The organism is Pontimicrobium sp. MEBiC01747 (genome assembly GCF_053601635.1).
Genome location: NZ_JBSHNS010000042.1, coordinates 1 through 2,640, shown reverse-complemented (window position 1 = coordinate 2,640; position 2,640 = coordinate 1). Strand labels below are relative to the sequence as shown.

Below are 2,640 nucleotides of genomic sequence, written 5' to 3'. Positions count from 1 at the left end.
GGCCTATTTTAGTTTAACAAAAAGAATTTTTACTAAATCGGTACTTTCTATTATTGCATTAGCAATCATTATTCATTTCGAAAACTTTACAGCTATAACAGACGATAAGTTGCTTATTGCCATATTTGGAGGTCTTTTTTTAGGTGCTGGAATAGGTTTAACCATAAAAAATGGTGCTGTTTTAGATGGTTCTGAGATATTAGGCATTTTTATAAACGACCGTTTGGGAATAAGTATAGGTAAGGTTATTCTGTTTTTTAATATTATTTTGTTCGCAGCTACTGCGTTATTGTTATCTATAGAAGTGGCCATGTATTCTATTTTAACTTTTATTGTTACTGCTAAGGTTATTGATTTAATGATTGAAGGTTTTGAAGATTATGTTGGTTTAATGATTATGTCTGAAAAAATAGATAAAATCAATCAAGAACTTATAAAAACTGTAGGTACTGGCACGACCTTGTATCAAGGTTTAGGCGGGTTTGGTAAACGAGGGGTGCAACCTAATAAGGAAATTATTCATACGGTAATTAATAGAATAGATATTAGACGTACCTATAACTTAATTGACTCTATTGATAAAAATGCTTTTATTATTGAGTTTGATGTAAATAACATTAAAGGCGGTATTTATACCAAATTCCTTTCTAAGGAACGTTTAAAGCAGTTATCGGTAAACACTAATAAAGATAAAGTGTTAAGCACTCAAAACGTAAAAGAAACATAGAATAAACAAGTGTTGCGTTAAGTTGTTTTTATAAGATTTTGTTTCATTTTTAATAGCTTATTCTATAAATGCAACTTAAAAAGATATAGAAGATAACGCAGTTTATATTTTTCTTAAAAACCCACCGTAAAAATTATTCAATTTATGTATATTCAATGTTTATATGTAACCAGATGTAATGGAGGTAAACAAAGAATTAGAGTTAGCTTGGAGTTTTATAAATAATACAGGAAGAAATGTATTTTTAACGGGTAAAGCTGGGACAGGTAAAACGACTTTTTTACATAGACTTAAAATGGAATCCCTAAAGCGAATGGTTGTTGTTGCGCCTACAGGTGTAGCGGCAATTAATGCAAAAGGAGTAACGATACATTCGTTTTTTCAGATGCCTTTTGGACCAATTTTGCCCAACGAAGATTTAGGTAATTCTAAAGGGTTTAATAGAAAATTTAATAAAACGAAAATTAATATTATTAAATCTTTAGGCCTATTAGTTATTGATGAAATTAGTATGGTCCGTGCCGATTTACTGGATGGTATAGATAAAACATTACGCCGTTTTAGAAACAAAAATAAAGTATTTGGTGGAGTACAGTTGTTAATGATTGGCGACTTACAACAGCTTTCGCCAGTAATAAAAGAGGACGAATGGCATTTGCTTAAACCGTTTTATAAAAATGCATTTTTCTTTAGCAGCCACGCATATCAAGAATGCCAAGCGGTCACCGTAGAGTTGAAGCATATTTTTAGGCAAGACAATCCCAAGTTTATAAAAATTTTAAACGAAATTAGAACCAATACTTTATCAGATGCCTCTGCTAATGAGTTAAATAAACGCTACAAACCTAATTTTGTGCCTAACGAAGAAGATGGTTACATTTCGTTAACAACACATAATAATAGGGCAGAGCAGACCAATAATGCAGAGCTAGACAAATTAACCTCTAAAGAACAAGTATATAAAGCAAGTATAGAAGGGAAGTTTCCAGAATATGCTTACCCTAATAAAGAAGAGTTAGTATTAAAAGTTGGGGCGCAAGTTATGTTTGTTAAAAATGACAGTTCTACCGAAAAACGTTATTTTAATGGAAAGATAGGTAAGGTTATTTTATTAGATAAGGATGAAGTGGTTGTAAAATGCCCTGATGATGATTTTAATATTATAACAACTCCTGAAGAATGGGAGAATATTAACTATACAGTAGACCCAGAAACTAAAGAGATTACCGAAGATAAAATAGGATCTTACAAACAAATGCCATTGCGATTGGCGTGGTCTATTACAATACATAAAAGTCAAGGCTTAACGTTCGAAAAAGCAATTATAGATGCACAAGGTGCTTTTGCACACGGGCAAACTTACGTGGCTTTAAGTCGATGCAAATCGTTAGAAGGATTAGTTTTAAAAAGTAAAATAAACTCTAGCCATATTATTAGTGATAGCAATGTGTTATCATTTACAAAATATGCTGAAGAACATCAGCCTGATGAGAAAGACTTACAAAAATCGGAAGCTGAGTTTCAGCTAAGTTTAATAGCAGAGTTATTCGACTTTTTTAAATTTTTATATCCAGTTAGGCGTATTCTAGATATCTATTATAAAAACCGAGGAAGTATTGAAGGAAATTTGGAAACACCATTAAATACAATTAAGGACAGTGTTACTAATTTGCTTAAAGTTGGGGCTAATTTTAAATCGCAACTTAATAATTTGGTTATAGAAACTAAAGGAATTCCAGAAACCAATACTGTAATTAACGAGCGTTTTGTTAAAGCTATTGCTTATTTTAAAACACAAACCGAAGACCAGATTAACACTCCATTTAACACCTTTAGTTTTACCACAGATAATAAAGCATTAGAAAAGGATATTACAAAACAGTTAGATGATTTAGAAGAGCAATTGGCTGCTA

At 31.3% G+C, this 2,640-nt stretch carries 2 protein-coding genes; both read left to right on the top strand.

Annotated features, from left to right (window positions below):
* Window positions 1-727 (top strand): YitT family protein (locus ACVC2P_RS00625; RefSeq protein WP_452596550.1); only part of this gene is annotated, 727 nt, incomplete at its 5' end.
* 178 nt (window positions 728-905) lie between these two features.
* Window positions 906-2,640: ATP-dependent DNA helicase (locus ACVC2P_RS00620; RefSeq protein WP_452596549.1), on the top strand; the 1,735-nt coding region annotated here is incomplete at its 3' end.